This is a genomic window from Kribbella sp. NPDC059898, from assembly GCF_042730855.1.
In the GTDB taxonomy this organism is placed as follows: domain Bacteria; phylum Actinomycetota; class Actinomycetes; order Propionibacteriales; family Kribbellaceae; genus Kribbella.
Genome location: NZ_JBHWKR010000002.1, coordinates 480,350 through 500,271, shown reverse-complemented (window position 1 = coordinate 500,271; position 19,922 = coordinate 480,350). Strand labels below are relative to the sequence as shown.

17 protein-coding genes and 1 pseudogene are annotated in these 19,922 nt (G+C 69.2%); 12 read left to right on the top strand and 6 right to left on the bottom strand.

Translation table 11 applies throughout. The annotated features are described in order from the left end of the window. Window positions 1–23: 23 nt before the first annotated feature. Window positions 24–2,159 carry a beta-galactosidase gene (locus ACFV9C_RS07930; RefSeq protein WP_380191560.1) on the bottom strand — a complete coding sequence of 712 codons (2,136 nt, stop codon included), beginning with the start codon at window positions 2,157–2,159 and terminating at the stop codon, window positions 24–26. A 127-nt stretch (window positions 2,160–2,286) separates the two neighbouring features. Here ACFV9C_RS07930 and ACFV9C_RS07925 point away from each other — a divergent pair, with 127 nt between their 5' ends. From ACFV9C_RS07925 to ACFV9C_RS07905, 5 genes are read left to right on the top strand one after another with little or no spacing between them, the layout of a single operon-like run. After that, window positions 2,287–3,273, top strand: a complete 987-nt coding sequence (locus ACFV9C_RS07925) for a LacI family DNA-binding transcriptional regulator (protein ID WP_380191559.1) — start codon at window positions 2,287–2,289, stop codon at window positions 3,271–3,273. A 54-nt stretch (window positions 3,274–3,327) separates the two neighbouring features. Beyond that, window positions 3,328–5,052: an ABC transporter substrate-binding protein gene (locus tag ACFV9C_RS07920; protein ID WP_380191557.1), complete on the top strand. Its 1,725-nt coding sequence runs from the start codon at window positions 3,328–3,330 to the stop codon at window positions 5,050–5,052. A 3-nt stretch (window positions 5,053–5,055) separates the two neighbouring features. Further along, entirely contained in the window at window positions 5,056–6,045 is a 990-nt protein-coding gene (locus tag ACFV9C_RS07915) for an ABC transporter permease (RefSeq protein ID WP_380191555.1), read from the top strand. Continuing rightward, entirely contained in the window at window positions 6,042–6,914 is an 873-nt protein-coding gene (locus ACFV9C_RS07910; RefSeq protein ID WP_380191554.1) for an ABC transporter permease, read from the top strand. Before ACFV9C_RS07915 ends, ACFV9C_RS07910 begins: the two co-directional genes overlap by 4 nt. Window positions 6,915–6,917: 3 nt before the next feature. Then, on the top strand, window positions 6,918–8,789 hold the full coding sequence (locus ACFV9C_RS07905) for an ABC transporter ATP-binding protein (RefSeq protein ID WP_380191552.1): 1,872 nt from the start codon (window positions 6,918–6,920) through the stop codon (window positions 8,787–8,789). Window positions 8,790–8,792: 3 nt separating this feature from the next. Here ACFV9C_RS07905 and ACFV9C_RS07900 read toward each other — a convergent pair whose 3' ends face one another. Beyond that, on the bottom strand, window positions 8,793–9,539 hold the full coding sequence (locus tag ACFV9C_RS07900; RefSeq protein WP_380191551.1) for a phytanoyl-CoA dioxygenase family protein: 747 nt from the start codon (window positions 9,537–9,539) through the stop codon (window positions 8,793–8,795). An 86-nt stretch (window positions 9,540–9,625) separates the two neighbouring features. Here ACFV9C_RS07900 and ACFV9C_RS07895 point away from each other — a divergent pair, with 86 nt between their 5' ends. Genes ACFV9C_RS07895 through ACFV9C_RS07885 form a run of 3 tightly spaced genes read left to right on the top strand, consistent with a single transcriptional unit; the run spans window position 9,626 to window position 11,964 of the window. After that, window positions 9,626–10,435 (top strand): AraC family transcriptional regulator, encoded by an 810-nt coding sequence (locus ACFV9C_RS07895; RefSeq protein ID WP_380191549.1) that lies wholly within the window; start codon window positions 9,626–9,628, stop codon window positions 10,433–10,435. A 22-nt stretch (window positions 10,436–10,457) separates the two neighbouring features. After that, window positions 10,458–11,096: a VOC family protein gene (locus tag ACFV9C_RS07890; protein WP_380191547.1), complete on the top strand. Its 639-nt coding sequence runs from the start codon at window positions 10,458–10,460 to the stop codon at window positions 11,094–11,096. A 52-nt stretch (window positions 11,097–11,148) separates the two neighbouring features. Further along, window positions 11,149–11,964, top strand: a complete 816-nt coding sequence (locus tag ACFV9C_RS07885) for an alpha/beta fold hydrolase (RefSeq protein ID WP_380191545.1) — start codon at window positions 11,149–11,151, stop codon at window positions 11,962–11,964. Between the two features lie 210 nt (window positions 11,965–12,174). On the opposite strand, the gene ACFV9C_RS07880 is transcribed toward ACFV9C_RS07885, so the two are convergent. Together ACFV9C_RS07880 and ACFV9C_RS07875 are read right to left on the bottom strand one after the other, a co-directional pair. Beyond that, window positions 12,175–13,182 (bottom strand): sensor histidine kinase, encoded by a 1,008-nt coding sequence (locus tag ACFV9C_RS07880; RefSeq protein ID WP_380191543.1) that lies wholly within the window; start codon window positions 13,180–13,182, stop codon window positions 12,175–12,177. A 13-nt stretch (window positions 13,183–13,195) separates the two neighbouring features. Further along, the gene (locus tag ACFV9C_RS07875) at window positions 13,196–13,861 is read right to left on the bottom strand and encodes a response regulator transcription factor (protein WP_380191541.1); all 666 of its coding nucleotides are present in this window, start codon (window positions 13,859–13,861) and stop codon (window positions 13,196–13,198) included. Between the two features lie 188 nt (window positions 13,862–14,049). On the opposite strand from ACFV9C_RS07875, the pseudogene ACFV9C_RS07870 reads away from it, so the two are divergent. The 4 genes and pseudogenes from ACFV9C_RS07870 to ACFV9C_RS07855 all read left to right on the top strand — a co-directional run. After that, window positions 14,050–16,227: pseudogene (locus ACFV9C_RS07870) on the top strand (DEAD/DEAH box helicase); the annotation flags it as partial. 446 nt (window positions 16,228–16,673) lie between these two features. Further along, window positions 16,674–17,519, top strand: coding sequence for an alpha/beta fold hydrolase (locus ACFV9C_RS07865; protein WP_380191539.1), 846 nt, complete (start codon window positions 16,674–16,676; stop codon window positions 17,517–17,519). Window positions 17,520–17,528: 9 nt separating this feature from the next. Further along, entirely contained in the window at window positions 17,529–17,864 is a 336-nt protein-coding gene (locus ACFV9C_RS07860; protein ID WP_380191538.1) for a helix-turn-helix domain-containing protein, read from the top strand. A 3-nt stretch (window positions 17,865–17,867) separates the two neighbouring features. Next, window positions 17,868–18,308, top strand: a complete 441-nt coding sequence (locus ACFV9C_RS07855; RefSeq protein WP_380192302.1) for a hypothetical protein — start codon at window positions 17,868–17,870, stop codon at window positions 18,306–18,308. Here the strand turns inward: ACFV9C_RS07855 and ACFV9C_RS07850 are convergent. Continuing rightward, window positions 18,279–19,469 carry an epoxide hydrolase family protein gene (locus tag ACFV9C_RS07850; RefSeq protein ID WP_380191536.1) on the bottom strand — a complete coding sequence of 397 codons (1,191 nt, stop codon included), beginning with the start codon at window positions 19,467–19,469 and terminating at the stop codon, window positions 18,279–18,281. The genes ACFV9C_RS07855 and ACFV9C_RS07850 overlap by 30 nt on opposite strands. Continuing rightward, a complete protein-coding gene (locus ACFV9C_RS07845) occupies window positions 19,466–19,897 on the bottom strand; it encodes a MarR family winged helix-turn-helix transcriptional regulator (protein ID WP_380191534.1) in 432 nt (143 codons plus the stop codon). Before ACFV9C_RS07845 ends, ACFV9C_RS07850 begins: the two co-directional genes overlap by 4 nt. Window positions 19,898–19,922: the final 25 nt, after the last annotated feature.

The window sequence follows — 19,922 nt, the reverse complement described above, 5'->3', positions numbered from 1 at the left end:
GGGCGTGTCCTTTCGGCGAGGGTTCAGAACGGCAGCAGCGCATGGCCGCGGGCGGGGAACGTCGTAGATGGCTGGACCTCCTGCTCGTCCACGCTGATCAACGCCGTGATCGGGTACGGCGCCACGTTGACGACGATCAGCAGGTTGCCGTGCTCCGAGGTGACGGGCACTGTGACCAGGCCGGGGCGGTCGGCGTCGATCCCGACCCGGGGCCGTACGTCGAGCCGCGAGAACAGGTCCCGCCAGCTGTCGAGGTGGGCGGCGGGGAGGTCGCAGCCGAGGAAGATCACCGAACCCGCACCCAGCTGTACCTGCATCGCACATGGCAATCCGGAGCCGGCTTCGCGGAGCAAGACCTCAGCCCCGTCGGGCGCCTGCAGCAGTTGCGCCGAGCTGACCCGCAGGTCGGCGTCGATGCCGAAGCTGCCGGATCCGGTGATCGTCGGCCAGTACGGTCCGGACTCGTCCCGCCGGTCGACGCGGACACCGGCCGACGACAGACCGAAGGCATCGGCCAGGATCGTGCACGGCGTACCGTCGTGGTCGCGATCCGGCAGCATCCCGGTGAGCAGCAGATTGCCGCCGCCGCGGACGTGATCGACGAGCCACTGCTGGACCTTCGGCCCCAGTGTGCGCGGGGTGCTGAGCACGATCGTCCGCGGCGCCGCGGGCACCGTCGTACCGGCCGCCCAGGCCGAGTCCGGATCGGCGAGCGCCTGCAGGTCGACGGCGTCGACGTGGTACCCGCCGAGCACGATCGCCCGGCCGAGCGCGTCCCGGGCGCCGAAGCCGCGGTGACGTTCGAGGTCGTCCACCTGTTCGCGCCGGGCGGTCGCGGCGGGTTCTACGTACTCGCTGAGGTAGTGATCGGCGACGAAGGCGTAGCCGAGCTCGTCGGTCAGCTGCCGCCCGGCGGCGAGGATCGGCTCGTACGTCCGAACCTCCCCGATCAGGTCCGCGAGGGCGTCGAAGGCCGGCGTCTTCCGCCCCTCGGGATCGATCGGTGCCGCGAACCCGTGCCGCTCGCCGGTGAAGGCGATCCGCGGGATGCCGTCGTTCCGGTCGCTCTCGACGACCGGGTTCCGGCCGCCGGTCAGCAGGTAGTAGTTGATCAGCCGGTTGCCCTGGCCGAGCGTCAGCAGGGTCTTGTTCACTCCGGACTCCGGCGAGCTGAGCGCGTCCAGGTTGTCGCCGTAGTCGCCGGTCCCGACCTCGAACTCCAGCGAGCTCGCCGGCTGGTCCGGCCCGTTGACGCAGGCCAGAATCGCGTTGCACAGATAGAGATCGGCGACGTTCTGGACGGTCAGCTCGCCCAGGTAGTAGTCGGATCCGGCGAGCAGGCCGGCCCGTCCCCGGTACGCCGGAGCGAGCTGGCTGATCCCGATCGGGAACGTCGTACCGCGTCCGCCGCCGGTGCCGTGCACGTTGACCAGCAACGGCACCGCGATGCCCCGTTCACGGGCGAACGACTCGAGGCGCTGCAGGTACCTCGCGAAGTCGTCCCGCGACCCGAGCCCGTGCTCGTGGTGGAACGCCAGCGTGGCGGTCGCGCCCTCAGTGTGGTGCGGAGTGTTCGACACCCAGGCGAGCATGCCGACCTCGTTGTCCAGCTGTACGCCGACGACCGGGCCGTCCGGGCTCTGTCGCGGCGCCAGTATGTCGAACGCCGCGCCGAGCCAGCGCTCCGCCTCGGCGAGGAAGCCGGGGTGGTGATAGTCGAGGTCCTCGGTCCGGGCGGGGCCGCCGTCCCAGCCGGTCGGCCGGGCGTCCGGGTACTCGCGATAGATCCGGTCCGGGATGCCCTCGTTCTTCAGTTCGGCCATCACGAACGGTCCGGGCCGGGCGAGGAACCGCAGGCCGAGCGAGCCGCACAGGTCGACGAACGCCGCCAGGTCCCGCTCCGGGCAGGTCCGCCCGGAGAGATCCAGCTCGCCGTCCGGCGACTCGTGCCAGATCCAGGGGATGTAGCTGGCGATCGTGTCCAGCCCGGCGTCCTTCGCCTGAGCCAGCCGGCCGGCCCACTCGTCCCGGCGCAGCCGGAAGTAGTGCACCTCGCCGGACAGCAGCAGGGCGGGCTTCGCGGCGATCTCGATCCGGCCGGACCGCAGCGCGATCTCCCCGTACCGGGCATGCGTGGACGGCTCAGCAGGTGCGCTCACAGATTCCTCCAACGGTGCGGGCGGCGCTCCGACGGGTCTGGCGACGAGCTCTGGCGGATTGCGATTGTAACCGGTTACACTCCCAAACCGCCAGGCACTGGTGACCTGGCGGCAAGGAGGTCCGACGGTGAACGACGACCGCATGAGCGTGCGTGAGATCGCCAAGCTGGCGGGCGTTTCGATCGCCACCGTGTCGCGGGTCTACCGCGGCGTCGGCAGCGTTTCACCCACGACCCGGGCCAAGGTGCAGGCCGCGATCGAGCAGTACGGCTACCGCCCCAGCCACCTCGGGGAGGCGCTGGCCAACCGGCGTCACGGAGCACTCGCCGTGGTCTTCCCGGGGCTGTCCGGACCGTACTTCGCCGAGTTGATCAACGGCGTCGAGACCGTCGCCGTACCCCGCCAGGTGAGTGTGCACGTGATCGGGACCCACCTCCGGCGGGAGGCGCCGGACGAACTGCTCGACGTCGCCCGGCGGGTCGACGGGATGGCCATCCACGGTGGCACCGTCCCGGAGACGGTGATCGCGGAACTGGCCGCCCGGCATCCGGTGGTGATGATCGGTCCGGATCCGCATCCGGCACCGGTCGTCGTCCGGACCGACCAGCAGGCCTTCCGCCTGATGGTCGACCATCTGCTCGCCGACCACGGGCTGCGAAAGCTGATCTTCGTCGGCAACCCCGAGGGTTCACCGGACCTGACCGAGCGCTGGAACGCCTTCGTCGCGGGGCACGCGGCGCTGGGGCTCCGGCCCGGAAAACAGTTCCGGACGGGTCTCGAACAGACGCACGGCGTACAGGCCGCCGACGAGGTGCTGGCCGGTGGGTACGACGGTGCCGTGTGCGGGAACGACGAAACCGCACTCGGCCTGATGATGGCCGTCCTGGGACGCGGCCTGCGGGTGCCCGGCGATCTGGTGATCACCGGCGTCGACGACGTCCCGATGAGTTCCCTGGTGAGTCCCGGCCTCACCACCGTGGCCCGGCCGCTGGCCGAGCTCGGAGCGACAGCGACCCGGCTGTTGCTCGACCTGATCAACGGTGCGGACGTTCCGCCCGAGACTGTTCTGCCGTCGCGGCTCGTCCGGAGAGCCAGCTGCGGCTGTGAGGCCTGAACAGCAAGAACAACATCCGAACCAGGTAGCAACCTGACACACGGAGGTGTCGTCATGGCAAGTACTTCGTTCCGCGTCCGACGGGGGCAGAAGTCATGGCGGGGGGTCTTCATCGCGGCGCTGGCGGTGGGCGTGCTGGCGTTGCCGGCATGTGCCGGCAGTCGCGTCGCCGGTGAGAAGCAGCAGGGGAGTTCGTCGACCGGGGCAGCGGGTACGATCCCGGTGCTGAACCTGTCGACCGAGTCCGACGCGTCGATGGGAGGTCTGGTCAACTACAACCCGTTCGCCACCCAGCAGACGGTGCGCACCTGGCTGTTCGAGCCGCTGATGCAGCAGAACTCCCTGGACTGCAAGGTGATTCCGTGGCTCGCGACGGCGTACACCTGGGAGAGCCCGACCAAGCTGGTGTTCACGATCCGCCAGGGCGTGAAGTGGAGCGACGGCTCGCCGTTCACCGCGAACGACGTCGCGTTCACGTACAACCTGACCAAGAAGTACCCGGCGATCGACCAGGCCGGGGTCTGGAACGACACGTTCGGCGCCAAGGCGAAGTCGGTCACGGCGGACGGTGACAAGGTGACGTTCGAGTTCGAGGGGCCTGCGGCCACCAAGTTCACGTACCTGATCGGCCAGAAGATCGTTTCGGAGAAGGAGTTCTCGAAGGCCGGCGATCCGGCCAAGTACATCTCCAAGAACCCGATCTCGACCGGGCCGTTCAAGATCGCCTCGTACAACGGCCGGCGGCTGGAGCTCGAGCGGCGGCCGGACTACTGGCAGGCCGACAAGATCAAGGTCCAGAAACTGGTTCTCGAGGGCAACTACGATGCGAACCAGGCGGCGGCCAAGCTGAAGGCCGGTGAGCTGGACTTCTACAGCGCCGAGATCCCCAACCCGGACAAGTCGTTCGTGGCCGCCGACCCGAAGACCAACCACGTCTGGTACGCGCCGAACGGTCTGACCGTGCTCGCGCCGAACCTGACCAAGAAGCCGTTCGACGACGTCAAGTTCCGGCAGGCGCTGGCGTTCGGGATGGACAAGCAGAGTGCCACCGACAAGGCGACGTACGGCTTGATGAAGGTCGCGAGTCAGTCCGGTCTCTCGCTGCCGGAGAAGGGCAGCCTGCTCCCGGCGAAGTATCCGGCCGACAGCACCGTGGTCCCGTTCGACCTGGCCAAGGCCAACGAGATGCTCGACGCGGCCGGCTACACGAAGGGCTCGAACGGCCTGCGGCAGAACCCCGACGGCTCGCCGATCGCGATCACCTTCTCGGTCCAGGCCGGCTGGATCGACTACGAGGCGATGGCGGACGAGCTGACCAGCAACTTCCGGAAGCTGGGGCTCGACATCAAGGAGAACAAGATGCCGCCCGAGGCCGTCGACCAGCAGAAGAAGACCGGCAACTTCCAGCTGATGATCAACTACATGGGCGCCGGCTGCGACTACGCGCACGGCATGGGCGCGACTATCGCGACGTCGGAGTTCCCGGACAAGACCACGATCAAGGGGAACGTCGAGCGGTACACGAATCCCGCCGTCGACAAGGCGATCGGCGCACTGGCCGCCGCGACCGACGAGGCGGCGACCAAGGAACAGGTCGGCGTGCTGGTGGACGCGATGATGACCGACTACCCCGTACTGCCGATCCTGTACGCGCCGGCCCGTGGCATCTACCGCACCGATCACGCGGTTGGCTGGCCGTCCGCGGAGGACCCGTACGCGAATCCGCAGGACCAGCCGCTGGTGTGGATGACACACCTCACCGCGGCCCCGGCGAAGTAGCCGATGCGGTACTTCACGCGGAAGCTCGGCTTCTTCGTACTCACGCTGTGGGCGGTCGTCACGCTGAACTTCCTGATCCCCCGGCTGCAGCCGGGGGACCCCGCCGAGCTGATGGTGCAGAACCTCGCCGGGAAGAACGCGCAGCTGAACCGCGCGCAGGTCGAGGCGATGCGCGACCTGCTCGGTACGCCGTCCGGCTCGCTGTTCGACCAGTACTGGAAGTACCTCGGACAGCTTGCCCACGGCAACTTAGGGATCTCGTACACCTACTTCCCGTACTCGGTGGTGGCGGTGATCGGCAAAGCGTTCTGGTGGACCGTCATCCTGGTGGGGATCGTCCAGGTGCTGTCGTTCGTGATCGGTGTCCTGCTGGGCGCCTTCGCGGCCTGGCGGCGGAACAGCCGCTTCGACACGTCGGTGACCGTCATCTCCACCTTCCTGGGGACACTGCAGCCGTTCTGGATCGCCTTGCTGCTCATCTACGGGCTGGGCTACGGCCTGGGCTGGTTCCCGACCGCCGGCGGCTACGAGGCCTCGACGCCGGGATTCAACGGCGCCTTCGTGTACGACGCTGTCTCGCACGCGTTCCTGCCGGCGCTGACGTTGATGATCGTGACGCCGATCGGCTGGATCCTCGGGATGCGGAACACGATGATCATGAACCTCGGCGAGGACTACATCCGGCTGGCCCGCGCCAAGGGCCTGCCGGACCGGATGGTCGCGTTGCGCTACGCCGCCCGGAACGCCCTGCTGCCCAGCGTCACCGGGTTCGCCCTCGCGCTCGGCGGCGTCCTCGGCGGCACCATCCTGGTGGAGACCGTGTTCGACTATCCCGGCCTCGGCCGGCTGATGGGCGAGGCGGTGGGGATCAAGGACTATCCGCTGTTGCAGGGCCTGATGCTGCTGACCGCGGTGGCGACGCTGCTGGCCAACCTGATCGCCGATCTGCTGTACGGCGTTCTCGATCCGCGCGCCCGGAGGGCAGCCGCATGAGCACAACAGTCGCAGGAACAGAGGTTGCCGACCGCTGGTACCGGGTCGTATGGAGCAGCAAGAAGGCCCGGGTGGGGAGCGTCGTCGTGGCGATCTACACGGCGGTCGCGCTGCTGGCCCCGGTGATCGCGCCGTACGGGCCTACCGACGGTTCGTTCACCCCGTTGACCGGGCCGTCGGCGCAGCACCTGCTCGGTACCAACGTGGCCGGTGTCGACGTGTTCTCCCAGGTGATCTACGGCAGCCGCGTCTCGCTGATCGTCGGGCTGCTCGGCGGCGTACTCGCGACCGCGATCGCGCTGCTGATCGGCATGGTCTCCGGGTACGCCGAGGGCACGGTCGTCGACGACGTTTTGTCGTTCCTGACCAACACCGCGCTGGTCATTCCGGTGCTGCCGTTGATCATCACGCTGGTCGCGTACTCCAGCACCCGGGGCATCCCGTTGATCGTCGGGGTGATCGCGATCACCTCCTGGGCGGGCGCAGCGCGAGCGAAGCGGGCGCAGATCATCACGTTGCGGAACCGGGACTTCGTCACCGCGGCGAAGTTCTCCGGCGACGGGGCGTTCCGGATCATCTTCGCCGAGATCCTGCCGAACATGACCTCGCTGGTCGCGGCCGCGTTCGTTGGTGCGGCCACCGGTGCGATCGGCGCCGAGGCCGGGCTCGCGGTACTCGGCCTCGGCAGCAGCGACTCGGTGTCCTGGGGAACGATCCTCTATCAGGCCGATGCCGCCGGCGCGATCTCGCAGGGCCTGTTCGCCTGGGTGTTCGTCCCCGGTCTGGTCCTGGCGATCCTGATCACGTCGATGGCCTTCGTCAACTTCGGCATCGATCTGCTCAGCAATCCGCATCTCAGGGAGGACTGAGACATGGCGCTCCTCGACGTACGCGAGCTGTCCGTCAGGTACGAACCCAAGCAGCGGGCCGCCGTGGACGCGGTCAGCAAGCTCAGCTTCACGATCGACGAGGGTGAGTTCGTCGGCCTGATCGGCGAGTCCGGCTCCGGCAAGACCACGGTCGGCACGGCCGTACTGCGGCTGCTGGATCCGCCGGCCCGGATCAGCGGCGGGACCATCACGTTCGACGGCACCGACATCACCCACCTCGGCCAGGACGAGCTGCGGAAGTACCGCTGGCGCGACATCTCCACGGTCTTCCAGAGCAGCATGAACGCGCTGAACCCGGTGACCCGGGTCGAGGCGCAGTTCGCCGACGTGATCCAGTGCCACACCGCACTGCGCGGCAGCGAGATCACCGAGCGGATCAAGACGTTGTTCGACATGGTCCTGATCGCCCCTATTTTCTGGCCCGGTTCCCCGCACGTGGTGTCGGGGGGTTGGGGGCCGGGGGTCACCCGGGGGCGGGCCGGGGCGATCGCGCCGCGGCCCGCCGTCCCCGACGAGCCGACGACCGGGCTGGACGTCGTCGTACAGCACAGCATCCTGGAGAACGTCCGGCGGCTGCAGGCCGAGCTCGGGTTCGCGGTGCTGTTCATCAGCCACGACCTCGGTACCGTTCTCGACCTGTCCGACCGGATCATGGTGATGTACGCCGGAAAGCTCGCCGAGGAACAGCCGACCCGGCAGCTGCTCCACGATCCGCTGCACCCGTACACGAAGGGGCTGCTGGGTTCGTACGGCGACCCGCGGGCCGAGACCGTCCGGATCACGTACGTGCCGGGCCGGCCGCCGGATCTCGCGCATCGGCCGGCGGGGTGCGCGTTCGCGGCCCGCTGTCCGGAGCGGATCGATCGCTGTACCGAGGTCGAGCCCGCCCTGGAGACGGTCGCGGACGGCCAGGTGGGCTGTCACGTCGCGGCGGCGCAGCGAGGCGTCGCCGGGGCCGACGCCGAGGTCGGGCCCGCGATCCGGACGTTCGCCGGACCGCAGTTCGTGAAGTCGGCCGCCGATTCGGCGCAGGCGGCCCGGAACCGACCCTTGGTCACGGTCGACGACGTGTCGAAGACATACGTACGACGGCAGGGCCTGCGCGCCGTCCGTACCGAGGCGGTGACCGGCGCGAGCTTCGTACTGCACCGGGGCGGCGTGACCGCGCTGGTGGGGCAGAGCGGCAGCGGCAAGTCGACGCTCGCCCGGATGATCACCGGCGTGGACGCTCCCACTGCGGGCCGGATCACCTTCCACGGCGCGGACGGCGACCAGGTCGTGGCCCGGATGCGCGGCCGCCGGCTGCGCGACTACCGCGGCAGCGTGCAGATGGTCTTCCAGGATCCGTACTCCGCGCTGAACCCGACGAAGACCCTCGGCGCGATCCTGTCCAGGCCGCTGGTCAACTTCCGGCACCTGCACGGCGAACCATTGCGGGAGCGGGTGATCGAGCTGCTCGAGACGGTAGCGCTGTCCCCGGGCGAGCGGTTCCTCAACCGGTATCCGCACGAGCTGTCCGGGGGCCAGCGGCAACGAGTGGTGATCGCCCGCGCGCTGGCGGTCGAACCCGAGCTGATCGTCGCCGACGAGCCGATCTCCAGCCTGGACGTGTCGATCCGGGCCGAGGTGCTCGAACTGTTCGACCAACTGGTGCACGAGCGTGGCGTCGGGATCCTCTACATCACCCACGACCTGCTCAGCGCCCGGATGCTGTGCGACGAGGTCGTCGTCCTCAACGAGGGCCGGGTGGTCGAGCAGGGGCCGTCCCTGGACGTGATCCGTTCGCCCAGGGACGAGTACACCCGGATGCTGCTCGACGCGATCCCGAACCCGTTCGCCGCCGCCCGCGGCTGAGGCTCACGAATGCGCGGCAGCGACCTTTCCGTCGACGAGGAACGGCTCGAACGAACCGTGCGGCGCCGTACCGTCCTGGTTCATGATCACCTCGGGGGAGTACTGCAGCAGGTAGACCCGGCGCAGCTTGTCGGTCAGGTTCGCGCCGCTGCGGTGGATCACCGTGCTGGAGAAGCAGACGATCGACCCGGCCGGGACGGTCACCGGCAGACCGGGATCGGAGCCGAAGTAGCAGACCCGGTCGCCGGTCTCGATCGGGACGTGCTTGACGTACGACCTGATGCCGGACCGGCTGTACGGCAACAGGTAGACGGAGCCGTTCTCCTCGGTCACGTCGTCCAGCGCGATCCAGCAGGTCAGGTACGGCGTGTGGTTCTCGTGCACGTACCCCGAGTCCTGGTGCCAGGCGAAGGTGGTGTCGGGATCGCCGGCCTTGATCACGTACTGCTCCCAGAACAGGAAGGCGTTCTCGCCGAGCACCCGGCGGCAGATCTGTTCCATCACCGGCCCGAAGATGAAGCTCCGGAGTTCCGGGCGCTGCTCGTAGACCATGTTGCTGAAGTACCGCTTGCCCTTGGCGTTGATGCCGATCCGGTCCACGTCGGCGGCGTCCATGGCGGCGTCCAGGCGGTCGACGGAGAACTGCGCTGCGCCGCGCAAGAGCTCCAGGTCCTCGGTGCTGATCACGTTCTCCAGGACGAAGTACCCGTCCTCGATGTACTGGGTCACCTGCTCGGGTGTTGGCGTCATGATGATCACTCTGGCAAGCCGTCAGCAGGCAGGGAATGTCCACGGTGGCTGTTCGATGCACGTTCTGGCGGCGAAGGTTTCGTCCGATGACCAGTGGCTATCAGCGGATCACGATGTCGGACCAGGACCCGACCCCGTTCGGGCGGGTGTTGCTGGCCGGAGAGGTCTCGGACGCCGAGCCGCTGGTTCCTGAGCCGCTGCGGTCGATGCCGGACACCATCGTTTCGCTGGTCACCGGCGGCACCGGCTTCTACCGGCACGCGGATCATCGCATCGAGCCGATCGTCGCACCTTCGCTGACGGTGGTGCTGCCGGGCGAGCGACACTGGTACGGCACCTACCCGGGCGAACGGTGGAGCGAGTGGTTCGCGGTCGTCGAGGGCCCGGCTTTCGATCTGTTGCGTCGTACCGGCCGGTTGACCCGGTCAGGTCCGCGGCCGCTGCCGCCTGGTGTCCGGCCGGACGAGCTCGCGCTGCTGCTCCGCAATCCGCCGCCGCCCGCGGGGGCCGAGCAGCAGATCTGGGCGCTGGCTGCCTGGCTGTCCGCTGCGCTGGCACCACCTGTCGACGACGAGACGGCGCGGTGGGACCGGGCGGCGCGGCTGCTCGGTGACGAGCTGTCGCGCCGGCTGGAGATGCGTGAGGTGGCGGCGGAGCTCGACCTTGAGTACGACCGGTTCCGGCGGGTGTTCCGGGAGCGCTTCGGCAGGTCACCGCTTGCCTTCCGCAACGATCGGCGGCTGGAGGTGGCGGCGACCCTGTTGCGGGCGACCAACCTGACCTGCCGGGAGATCGCCCGCCGGATCGGCTTCTCCGACGAGTTCCACCTGTCCCGGCGGTTCCGCGGCCGGTACGGGGTCTCGCCGACCGCCTACCGGACCGGGCCTCGCCGATGATCACGCTTGGTAGTGTCGGAATGTGCTGAGCCCGACGGTCGACCCGCTGCTGGATCATCTGGTGTTCGCGACGCCGGATCTGCGTGCGACCGCCGACGAGTTCGCGGCGGCGACCGGGATCCGGCCGGTGGACGGTGGGCGGCATGTGGAGCTGGGGACGCGGAACCAGTTGGTCGCGTTGGGGCCGGCGTCGTACCTGGAGATCGTGGGGCCCGACGTCGAGAATCCGATGCCGTTGGGGTCGGCGCCGTTCGGGGTGGATCGGCTGCTCCGGCCGCGACTGCTGACGTGGTGTGTGCGCCCGCCGGAGATCGACGAGGCCGTCCGGGCGGCGCGGCCGGCGGGGGTGGACTTCGGGGCGGTGCGGACCGTCGGGCGGGTCACCCCGGCGGGTACGGCGTTGAGCTGGCAGGTCGCCGCGGTCGATCCGCCGCCGTACGACGGGATCGTGCCGTTCCTGATCGACTGGGGGACGACCCGGCATCCGGCGACGACCGGTGCGCCAACCGTGGAGCTGCTGAGCTTCCAGGCGACCCATCCGAAGCCGGCCGACGTCACGACTGTGATGGACGCGCTGGGGATCAGCTTGATCGTTACAACAGGACCGTCGGGGCTGGAAGCCACCGTTGCCGGACCCGCGGGGACTTATCTCCTGCGTTGACGTCTGTTTCGGCCTGACCCGTTCGTCGGTGGATCGACGAAGGGATTGGGACATGCTGCATGAGGTCAACGGGGTCGAGTTGTGGGTGGACACGTTCGGGGAGGCGGCGGATCCGCCGGTGCTGCTGATCGGCCTGAGCTGGCCGGACGAGTTGTGCGCCCAGCTCACCGGGCGGTACGTCGTGCGGTACGACCTGCGCGACACCGGCCGTTCGACGTACGCCGACCCGGACGCGCCGGCGTACGACCTGCGGGACCTGGTCGCCGACGCGGCCGGGCTGATCAATGGCCCGACGCATGTCGTCGGACTGGGCGTCGGCGGTTTCATCGCGCAACTGCTCGCGCTCGACCATGAGGTGGCCTCGCTGACGCTGGTCTCCACCCGCGCCGTCGCGCCCGGCCCGGTCGACCCCGATCTCGAGGACCACGATGCGGCAGTGATGGGGCAACTGTTCGGACGGCCCGCGCCGGACTGGACCGACCGGGACAGCGTGGTCGACTACATGACCGGCTCGGCGCAGTTGCTCGCCGGTTCGCAAGGGTTCGACGAACAGGACGCGAGGACGTGGGCGGGCCGCGTGTTCGACCGGTCCGGCAAGTCTGCGGCGGCGCAGCGCGCGAGCCATCTCGGCACGATGTTCGCCGCCATCGAGTGTGGACCCCGCTGGCGCGAACGGCTGCCTGGCATCACGGCCAAGACCCTGGTCATCCACGGCGACGAGGACCCGTTCTTCCCGCACCAGAACGGCGAGGCCTTGGCCGCCGAGATCCCGAACGCCAGGCTCCTCACCCTCCCCGGCATCGGCCAAGGTCTCCCACGCGCCACCTGGCCGACCGTCGTACCGGCGCTGCTCAGCCACACGGCGTAGCGGTCGCGGGCTGCGTACGTCGGACCGGCCGCCCCGGGGACCGGCCGCGACGAGGGGGTGTCGTGGACCGGACCGGTGCGGCGTCCGGATCATGTGGGGTGCGTCCGGCGCAACGGTGACGTACGCAGCATGTTCCCCTGTTAGCAGCGTGACGGCGGATCTCGCCCCGGGGCAAGGAAGATGACCGAGCCGTCATCGAGTGGACAGGCACTAGGCAGGCAACCTGAGAGCGAAGACGGCACCGCCGGCCGGGTCGTTGCGCGCGGTCAGGGTGCCGCCGTGGGCGATCGCGGCGGACCGCGCCATCGCGAGACCGAGGCCGGTGCCCATCCGGCCGTTCGGCGCGATCCGGTGCCAGAACCGGTCGAACACCTGCGGCAGGTCGAGTGGGTCGATTCCCGGTCCGGAGTCGGCGACCTCCACGACGTACCACGGGCCTTCGCGGGTGCAGCGCAGGCTGATCCGGCCGGCGGCGGGGGTGAAGTTGACCGCGTTCTCGACCACCGCGTCGAGGGCCATCTCGATCCACTCCGGGTCGGCGGTGACCGTGCCGGTGAACGCACAGTCGACCTGCCAGACGTGGCCCGGGTTCGCGGACCAGTTCGCCACCAGTTCGCGGACCAGGTGGCACAGGTCGACCGGTTGGGTGGACAACCCCTCGCCCGCGTCCAGGCGGGCGACCGCGAGCAGGCGGTTGGACAGGGCGGACATCCGATCGAGCTGCAGCATCGCGACCGACAGGTCGGAACGCACCTCGGCGTCCAGGTCGGCGGCGGCCGCCAGTTCCAGGTGCCCGCGGGCGATCGTCACCGGGGTCCGGATCGCGTGCGAGGCGTCCCGGAAGAACTCGCGTTCCCGCTCGACAGCGCGCAGCTGGCGGTCGGCCATCCCGGACAGTTCGGCGACCGCGGCGGCGCGCCGCCGTACGTGCCAGATCATCACCAGCAGGACCAGCGGCATCAACGGGATCTCGGCCAGCTCGGCGCTCGCCAGGCGGCCCTCCGACGCGTGCGTGACCATCAGCCAGCCGCTCAGCAGCGTGATCACCGCCGTCGCCACCAGCGTCGGGACGACCGGCCAGCTCCGGTACGCGTACGCGATCGCGACCGCGAGGAACATCAGATGGAACGGGCCCGCCTCGTGGCCGGGCAGCGCGATCATCAACGCGAGCATGCCGGCCACGACCGCGGCTACGGCCACGTCGATCAGCACGCTCACCGGCGGCGGCACCTCACGCGCTCTGGAGCTGGTAACCGACATTGCGCACCGTCACGATCAGCTGCGGCCGGATCTTCGACCGCAACCGGCCGACACAGACGTCGACGACGTTCGTGGAAGGGTCGAAGTCGTAACCCCAGACCTCCGACAGCAGTTCCTGGCGCGAGCAGGCGACGTCGGGATTCCGCATCAGGTACCGCAGCAGCAGGAACTCGCGCTTCGGCAGCTGCGTCGGCCGGCCGTCGACGAGCAACTGCCGCGCCTCCAGGTCGAGCACCAGGCCGCCGACCCGCAGCTGGTTCTTCCGCCGGTTCGAGGCGTCCTCGCCGAGCCGGCCGCGGACCCGGGCGATCAGCTCCCGGATCGCGAACGGCTTCGCCAGGAAGTCCACCGCCCCCTGCTCCAGGCACCCGATCCGCAGATGTACGTCGGCGGTCGCGGACAGGATCAGCACCCGGAACCCGGGATCCTGCGCCAGCAACGCCGACAGCACCGCCTCACCGTGCATCCCCGGCATCACCAGGTCCAGCACGATCAACGCCGGCCGCTGCTCCAGCGCCAGCCGCAGACCCCGCAGCCCGTCAGTCGACCCCAGAACCTGATACCCCTCCGCCTCGAGCGCCCGCCGCACGAACCGGATCAGATCCGGCTCGTCGTCAATCACCAGAATCTTGGTCACCCGGCCCCCCTCAGGATGATGACCACCCGCACCGCTCCCGCCATTCTCGAATCTCCCACCCACCCACGGAAGCCCCTGCCACACCTTTCGTCCCACTCCCTGCCGATTACCTCGGCCGCCTGACCGGCACCGACGGTCGACACTCGTCCGGTCGCGCTCCGTAGCCAACCTCCCTAGGCTTGGCGCCGATGGGGGGTGCCGTGGTCGATCCACGCAACGAGGCGGTGCTGGTGCGAAGAGGCGCCGAGTTCCTCGACAAGACGCTGGAGATCAGCGCGCTGCGGCCGGCGGACGGGCAGGTCGACGTCACCTACCGCGGTTCGAGGACGTATCCGTACAAGCCGGACAACGTGCGGCTGCTGACGGTCTCCGAACGGTTCGTGCCGAGCGTCGGGGACCTGCTCGAGATCGACGGTGAGGTCTGGGCGAACGGCCTCGAGGCCAGCACGTTCGCCACCGCGGAAGGCCTCGTCGCGCACATCCTGTATCGCCACAGCGGCGGCGAGCGCTGGGCCACCCGGACGGTGCAGACGGTCCGCGTCATCGGCAGCTCGACGTCCGATCCACGGGTCGGCAGCGTTCTCGCGTACTGGCAAGAGCTGGTCGGCCGGCTCGCGCAGGACGATCCGCTCCGCCGGGTGTACCAGTCGTTGAGCTTCGTGCATGACGAGAGCGTGCTGACGCGGTACCTCGTCGGTGCGCCGATCCTGACGCGGGAGCTTCCGGCGTCGGTGATCTACCCGTTCCGGAGCAACCTGAGCCAGCGCGAGGCGGTCGAGCACGCGCTGACCAGCTCGATCTCGGTGATCGAAGGCCCGCCGGGGACGGGCAAGACCGAGACGATCCTGAACATCATCGCGAACATCGTCGCATCCGGTACGGGCACCGTCGGGGTCGTCTCGTTCGGGAACTCGGCGGTCGACAACGTCCGCGAGAAGCTCGACGAGCTCGGCTTCGGACACGTCGTCGCGCGGCTGGGCCGCAAGGAGCTGATGGACACGTTCTTTGCCGAACAGCAACAGCGCAACGCCCGGGTCGCCGACCTCCAGGTCCGGGTGCCGCCGCCTCCGCCGCAGGACCGGCTGACGGACGTCGACACCCGCCTGCGCCGGCTCCAGCGGGCCGAGCGCGAACGGGCGCGCCTCCGCCAGGAGATCGATGCGTACCGGCTGGAACTCCAGCACTTCGAGAAGCACGTCGAACCCGGCGACCTCGCGCAGCTCGACCGGCTTCCGCTGCTGCGCCGTTCGTCCGACCGGATCCTGGACTACCTGGCCGAGTCCACAGTCCAGCAGGGGCGACGGGTCGGCCTCGTCGGCCGGGTGCGGCTGTACCTGCGGTACGGATCGCTGCGCGGGCTCGACCCGGACGACGCCGACGTCGTACTGCGGCTGCAGCGGACCTTCTACGAACGCCGCCTCGCGGAACTCACCGCGCAGCTGGCCCGCGCGGACGCCGAGCTCAGCAAGGCCAACTTCGACGGTCTGGCGGAGGAGCACCGGCAGCTGTCGGTCCAGGCGCTGCACGCGGCGCTGGGTGAGCGGTACGCCGGGCAGCGGAAGACCTACGAGGCGAGCAAGTACCGGACCAGGTTCAAGGACTTCGAGGCCGACTACCCGGTTGTGCTGAGCACCTGCCACTCCCTGCGCCGGAACCTTCCGGACGGATACCTGCTCGACTACCTGATCATCGACGAGGCGTCGATGGTGGATCTGCTGGCCGCGGGTGCCGTACTGGCGTCCTGCCGCAACCTGATCGTGGTCGGCGACCTGAACCAGCTGGAGCCTGTCTTCAACGAGCGCGCGCTCGGAGTCGCGGCGCCGTACCCGAACTACGCGTACGAGCAGAGCATCCTCGCCTCGATCCGGAAGGTGTACGCCGACGTACCGCGGACCCTGCTCCGCGAGCACTACCGCTGCGACCCGGCGATCATCGGCTTCTGTAACAAGGCGTTCTACGACGGCCAACTCGTGCCGTTCACCCGGAGCTCCGGGGACCGGTCGATGCTGGTCGTACGGACGGACGCGGGCAACCACATGCGAACGCTCACCGGCCGGGGCAACTTCAACCAGCGCGAGATCGACGTCGTTCTCGATCAGGTGAAGGCCGGGGAGTGCGCCGGGCTGGCGCCGGAGCAGATCGGGATCACGTCGCCGTACCGCCTGCAGGTGGACAAGCTCACCACCCAGCTCCGCGACCCGATCGACGCCGACACCGTGCACAAGTACCAGGGCCGGCAGCGGGACGCGATGATCATGAGTACGGTGCTGGACGAGACGAAGTACGGCCACGTCGGCGTCAAGTTCGTCGACGGCCGGAACCTGGTCAACGTCGCGGTGTCGCGGGCGGTCCGCAAGTTCGTGCTGGTGACCAACCAGTCCGAGTTGCCGAGGACCCGGAACATCCGGGACCTGATCGGGGTACATCGACTACCAGGCGCTGGACGACGGCGTGGTCGACAGCGAGATCATCTCGGTGTTCGACCTGCTGTACCGCGAGTACAGCGAGCGCCTGCGTCCCTTCGCGGACCGGCTGCGGGACGACCTGCGGTGGAAATCCGAGAACATCATCTGGACGCTGCTGCACGAGATCCTGGCCGAGCCGCCGTACCGGCATCTGACCGTGGTCGCGCAGCTGATGCTGAGCAACCTGATGAGCGGCATGCCGCGGCAGGCCGAGCTGACCGAGGAACAGGCGTCGTTCCTGGAGCACAGGTCCTCGGTCGACTTCGTCGTCTACAACCGGATCAGCAACCGGGAGTGGTGAGGCGGCGCGGATCCGGGCGGAGCTGGACCGGCTGCAGACCTGAGGCGTGCCAGGCGCGTGTCAGTGCCGTGTCAGTGGGGTTTGGCATGCTGGTGGCGTGGGTGAGATCGAGGTGGTGGGTGGGGTCGCGGTCGAGAGTTTCGGGGCCGGGCCGGGGGTGGTTGTGGTGCCGGGGACCAATCGGCGGGCGCATCACTACGCGGCGCTGGCGCGGGAGTTGGCCGGGGCGCACACGGTGCATGTGGTCGAGCGGCGAGGGCGGGGGGAGAGTGCGGCGCGGGGTACGTCGTACAGCGTCGAGGCCGAGGTCGACGACGTGCTCGGGGTGCTGGAGCGGACCGGGGCGCGGGTGGTGTTCGGGCACAGCTACGGTGGGCTGATCGCGTTGCACGTCGGGTTGCGGCAGACGCTGGACGCGTTGGTCGTGTACGAGCCGGGGGTCAGCCTGGACGGGTCGTTCGACCTGAGCTGGATGGACGCCTTCAACCGGAAGGTCGCGGACGGGCGGTTCGTGTCCGCGATGACGACGTTCCTGAAAGGCGCGCAGTTGTTGCCGTTCCGGGCGACTCCGTTGCTGTGGGCAATCTCCGTGTTGCTGCTGTTCGGGCGCGAGGAGCGGGACCTGATGCCGTTGACGCCGGCCGAGCTCGGCGAGATCGCGCGGCTCGACTCCGACGGCAGCCGGTACGCGCGGATCGCCGCCCCGACGCTGCTGCTCGGCGGCACGAAGACCCCGGCGTACCTGACCGGCGTACTGCCGCAACTGGCGAAGATCCTGCCGAACGCCGAGTACTTGATCCTTCCCGGCCTCGACCACAACGCCCCCGACGAGAACGCCCCGGACGAGGTCGCCCGCCAGCTCCGCCAGTACCTGGTCCGCCAGAGCCGTTAGCCTCGGGAGGTGGACAGGCCGGTTGGGGAGTTGTTGCGGGAATGGCGTCGGCGGCGGAAGCTGAGCCAGTTGGAGCTGGCGATCCAGGCGGATGTGTCGGCGCGGCACGTGAGCTTCGTGGAGACTGGGCGGACGATCCCGAGCAGCGCGATGGTGCTGCATCTGGCCGAGCAGCTCGGCGTGCCGCTGCGCGAACGTAATCGGCTATTGGTCGCGGCCGGGCATGCGCCGGTGTACCGGCAGACGGCGCTCGACGACCCGGACCTGACCCGGGTCCGCGCGGCGCTCGAGCAGTTCCTCCAGGCGCACGCGCCGTACCCGGCCCTGGCCGTCGACCGGCGCTGAAACCTGCTGCTGGCGAACGACTCGTTCAACGCGTTCCTCGCCACCGTCGACAAGAAGTTGCTCGAGGCACCGGTCAACCTGATGCGGCTCGGCCTGCACCCGGACGGCCTCGCGCCGCGGATCGCGAACCTCGAGCAGGTCCGCGGCTACCTGCTGCCCCGGCTCGCCCGCCAGGCCGCGTCCACCGGCGACCCGGTGCTGCACCAGCTGTACGACGAACTCGTTGCCCACGGCCCCGTCGTACCCCCGCTGCCGGACCCGGCCGAGATCGCCCTCCCGATCCAGCTTCGGCACCGCGGCGTCGAGCTGACCTTCCTGACCGCGATCACCACGTTCGGTACGGCGTTCGACATCACCCTCGAGGAGATCGCGGTCGAGACCTACCTCCCGGCGGACGCGGTCACGGCGGCGTACCTAACGCAGTGGGCGGAACGTGCGTCGTAGGTCGTCGGTCCATTCCGTTGGCAGCTCCCACGGTATGAAGTGCCCGCCGGCCGGGTGCGCGGTGACGTTCGTGTGGTTGTACCAGGCCGCGCGATCGCTCGCGAGGAAGTGCTGGACGCGTTCCCCGGGTGTGTGCACGCCGGGCGGGTCCTCGTGCCCGACGAACGTGATCCCGGTCGGGGCCTCGACGACCGGTGTGCGGTCGTGCGACGGCGTCCACGGGTACCGGTTGTTGTTCGCGTACGTCCGGATCGACGTGTCGATCGCGTTCCCGGTCCAGAAGATCGTCGCGTGCGTGAGCAGCTCGTCGTCGGTGAACGCGTCCTCGCTCGCCGCCCAGCTCAGCCAGCGTTCCAGGATCCACGCGAGCATGCCGGCGGGGGAGTCCGCGAGACCGAAGCCGAGGCTGCCCGGATGCAGGACGTGCGCCGCGAGGTGCCCCGCGAACCGGCGTTCGAGGTCGACGATCCGCTGGTGGATCTCCGGCGGCAGACCGTCCGGGATCGGGTTGCCGCCGCTCAGGTCCCAGCCGCGGTCGCCGTTGAACAGCGTGAGTTTGAGCGCCGACCCGATGTGGATCCCGTACAGCTCGTCCGCGTACTTGTGCCCGAGCTGCCCGCTGATCAGCGCGCCGACATCACAGCCGGCCGCGGCGTACTTCGGGAAGCCGAGGACGCCCGTCATCAGCTCGTGCCACACGTCGGCGATCTTCCAGTAGTTCATGTCAGGGGGCGTCGGCGTCGAGTACCCGAACCCGGGCAGCGACGGCACGATCACCTCGAACGCGTCGGCCGGATCCCCGCCGTACGCCGCCGGGTCCGCGAGCCGGTCGATCACCTTCGACCAGTGCCAGAACGTCCATGGCCAGCCGTGGCTGAGGATCAGCGGCACCGGGTCCGGGCCGACACCGGGCCGGCGCAGGAAATGCACGGGTACGTCGCCGACGTCGACGCGGTAATGGTCGTACTTGTTGATCGCCTGCTCCGCGGCGCGCCAGTCGTATCCGTCGGCCCAGTACTCGACGAGCGGTTGGAGGCGGGTACGGCGTACACCGTAGAAGCCGTCGTCGTTGCCCGCGTCGCGCGGCCACTTGGTCGCGCGCAGCCGGCGGCGGAGGTCGTCCAGGACGTCGTCGGCGACAGCTATCGGGGTCGGGATCATCGGGAGTCCTCTGCGAGTTCGGTCAGCCGGTGGAGCACGTCGATCGAGCCCGCGAGTACGGCGCGTTCGGCCGGCGTCAGGCGGTCCGCGAGCGCGGTCAGTTCGGCGACGCGGTGCGCGTGCCGGGAGTGCACGAGCTGCCGGCCGTCGCGGGTCAGCGCGAGCAGGCTGGCGCGGCCGTCGGTCGGGTCCGGCGCGCGCTGCAGCAGGCCGTCCTGCTCGAGCTTCGCGACCAGGCTGGTGAGCGCGGGTTGCTTGAGCTGCTCGGTCGCCAGCAGTGCGGTGAGGCGGAGCGGGCCGTTGCGGTCGAGGGTGTGCAGGACGGACAGCGCCGAGAAGTTGAGCCGGCGTACGGACGGCAGCCGGATGAAGATCGTGGTGAAGTCCTCGATGACCGTGGTCAGCCGGTCGACGTCCAGATCACTCACGGACGCGACTATACATCGATTTTCG

Bases quoted from the DNA above. Each gene is read 5' to 3' on its own strand.
- ACFV9C_RS07905 (WP_380191552.1), top strand. From the start codon at position 6,918: ATGGCGCTCCTCGACGTACGCGAGCTGTCCGTCAGGTACGAACCCAAG.
- ACFV9C_RS07920 (WP_380191557.1), top strand. From the start codon at position 3,328: ATGGCAAGTACTTCGTTCCGCGTCCGACGGGGGCAGAAGTCATGGCGG.
- ACFV9C_RS07910 (WP_380191554.1), top strand. From the start codon at position 6,042: ATGAGCACAACAGTCGCAGGAACAGAGGTTGCCGACCGCTGGTACCGG.
- ACFV9C_RS07915 (WP_380191555.1), top strand. From the start codon at position 5,056: ATGCGGTACTTCACGCGGAAGCTCGGCTTCTTCGTACTCACGCTGTGG.
- ACFV9C_RS07900 (WP_380191551.1), bottom strand. From the start codon at position 9,539: ATGACGCCAACACCCGAGCAGGTGACCCAGTACATCGAGGACGGGTAC.
- ACFV9C_RS07850 (WP_380191536.1), bottom strand. From the start codon at position 19,469: ATGATCCCGACCCCGATAGCTGTCGCCGACGACGTCCTGGACGACCTC.
- ACFV9C_RS07885 (WP_380191545.1), top strand. From the start codon at position 11,149: ATGCTGCATGAGGTCAACGGGGTCGAGTTGTGGGTGGACACGTTCGGG.
- ACFV9C_RS07895 (WP_380191549.1), top strand. From the start codon at position 9,626: ATGACCAGTGGCTATCAGCGGATCACGATGTCGGACCAGGACCCGACC.